The 2598-nt window shown below is 70.8% G+C and carries 1 protein-coding gene and 1 pseudogene; both read left to right on the top strand.

Going from position 1 to position 2598, the window contains the following annotated elements; all coding sequences use genetic code 11:
- Window positions 1-2056 (top strand): DUF3418 domain-containing protein (locus ABNT58_RS07970; RefSeq protein ID WP_348752968.1); only part of this gene is annotated, 2056 nt, incomplete at its 5' end.
- A 77-nt stretch (window positions 2057-2133) separates the two neighbouring features.
- Window positions 2134-2598: pseudogene (locus tag ABNT58_RS07965) on the top strand (transcriptional regulator); the annotation flags it as partial.

Here is a 2598-nt window from a genome sequence, read left to right as displayed (position 1 = left end):
CGAGCTGGTGGAAACCACGCGCCTCTTCGGCCGCGGCCTGGCCGCGATCGAGCCCCCCTGGATCGAGCGCATCGCCGGCCACCTGCTCAAGAAGCAGCTGCTGGAGCCGCACTGGGAGAAAAAGGCCGGCGAGGTGGTGGCGCTGGAGCGGGCCACGCTGTACGGCATCGTGGTCTACAACAACCGGCGGGTGAACTACGCGTCGGTGGACCCGGCCGGCGCGCGCGAGATCTTCATCCGCGAAGGCCTGGTGCAGGACGAGTGGGACACGCGGCTGCCGTTTCTGGCGCACAACCGCAAGCTCATCCGCCAGGTGGAAGAGCTGGAGCACAAGGCCCGCCGCCAGGACGTGCTGGTGGACGACGACCTGATCTTCGCCTTCTACGACCAGCAGCTGCCCGCCGACGTGCACAGTGGCCCGGCGCTGGAGCGCTGGTACCGCCACGCCAGCAAGCAGCAGCCCGAGCTGCTCAAGCTGACGCGCGAGGAGTTGATGCGGCACGAAGCCGCCGGCATCACCACCTCCGCCTTTCCGAAGGTGGTGCGGCTGGGCGGCGTGGACTGCGCCGCCAGCTACCTGCACGACCCCGGCGACGCCAAGGACGGCGTGACCGTGACCGTGCCCATTTATGCGCTCAACCAGGTGAGCGACGAGCGCTGCGAATGGCTGGTGCCCGGCATGCTGAAGGACAAGGTGCTGGCGCTGGTGAAAAGCCTGCACCAGCGCCCCCGCTCGCGCCTGGTGCCGCTGCCCGACTATGCGGCCGAGTTCGTCGAGACCACGCCCTTTGCCCAGGGCGGCCTGGTGGAGGCGCTGCTGAAGGCGGTGCGCGACCGCACCCAGCTGGCGGTGCAGCGCAACGACTTCAAGCTGGAGACGCTGCCGCCGCACCTGTTCATGAACTTCCGCGTGGTGGACGAGCATGGCCGCCAGCTGGGCATGGGCCGCAACCTGGCCTCGCTGAAGGCCGAGCTGGGTGGCCAGGCGCGCTCGGCCTTCCAGGCCTTGGCGGGGTTGAAGCTGGCAGGCCAGGAAGCCGCTGGTGAAGTTGCGACTCAAGCCGGGCAGGGCGGCGGTGCGCCAGCGGCTGCGGGCCGTGGGCCTCAGCGCGTGGCTGGCCGTGGCGAGGCGCCCGCGACTGGCGCCCGCGGCGGCCGCGACGGCGCCGCCCCCGGCGATGCACGCGCGCCCGAAGCCGCCAAGCCCGCCGCCACCTACACCGCCTGGACCTTCGGCGAGCTGCCCGAGCTGATGGAAATCCGCAAGGCCGGCCAGACGCTGGTGGGCTTTCCGGCCTTGATCGACAAGCGCAGCCATGTCGAGATCGAGGTGTTCGACGAGCCGGACGTGGCAGCCGCCAAACACCGCGCCGGCCTGCGCCGGCTGGTGGCCCTGGCCATCAAGGACCCGCTGAAGTACCTGGAAAAGAACATCCCCGACCTGCGCCAGATGGCGGTGTGGTTCATGCCGCTGGGCACGCAGGAAGAGCTGCGCGACCAGATCATCGACGTGGCGCTGGACCGCGCCTTCCTGGCCGATCCGCTGCCCACCGATGCACGCGCCTTCCAGGCCCGGGTGGACGAAGGCCGGGCGCGGCTGAACCTGATCGCGCAGGAAGTGGCCCGCATGGCCGGCACCGTGCTGGCCGAGCATGCGGCCGCGCTGCGCAAGCTCAAGGACAGCCGGCCGCCCAAGGACGTGGCCGACGACATCACTGCCCAGCTGCAGCGCCTGGTGGGCAAGCGCTTTTTGCTGGACACGCCCTGGGCGGCACTGGCGCACCTGCCGCGCTACCTGAAGGCGGTGGTGCTGCGGCTGGACAAGCTGCGTGCCGACCCCGCCCGCGATGCCCAGCGCCTGGCCGAGCTGCGCCCGCTGGAGCAGCGCTGGCTGCGCCGCCTGGCCGAGCTCAAGGGCACCGCCGATGCGCGCCTGAGCGAATACCGCTGGCTGCTGGAAGAGCTGCGCGTGAGCCTGTTCGCGCAGGAGCTGCGCACGCCGCAGCCGGTGAGCGCCAAGCGCCTGGACAAGGCCTGGGCGCAGCTCAGCAGCTGAGTTTTGCCATTCATTTTCTATTCAACAGCCATTCATTTTCCATGCGCGGCGCAAGGCTTCAGGCGTAGCATGCGGGCATGGACGATGCCGCTGCCAACGCTGATGCCTTCGCGCTGCTGGCGCTGATCCGGCAGCTGGGCGTGGCCAGTTCGGCGCAGCTGCAGGCGGCCACCGGCCGCAGCCAGCCCACGCTGTCGCGGCTGCTGCGCGCACTGGCCGCGCAGGTGGTGGTGCTGGGCAGCGGGCGCAGCACCCGCTATGCGCTGCCGCAACCGCTGCTGGGCGCGCCGGCGGTGCAGCCGCTGCGCTGGGTGATGCCGGACGGCCGGCTGCATGACTGGGGCCGGCTCACCTTCCTGGCGGGCGATCGCGTGCATGTGCAGGCCGATGGGCTGGACAGCCTGACCCAGGGCAGCCTGCCCTGGTTCCTGGCCCCGCTGCGCGCGCAAGGCTTTCTGGGCCGGGTGCTGGCGCGGCAATGGGCGCAGCGCGGGCTGGACGCCAACCCCGACCGCTGGTCGCTGGAACAGGTGCTGGCCACT

The organism is uncultured Aquincola sp. (genome assembly GCF_964001545.1).
Classification (GTDB): domain Bacteria; phylum Pseudomonadota; class Gammaproteobacteria; order Burkholderiales; family Burkholderiaceae_C; genus Aquincola.
The sequence above is the reverse complement of the archived record's forward strand: the minus strand, read 5'-3'. Positions and strand labels throughout refer to the sequence as shown.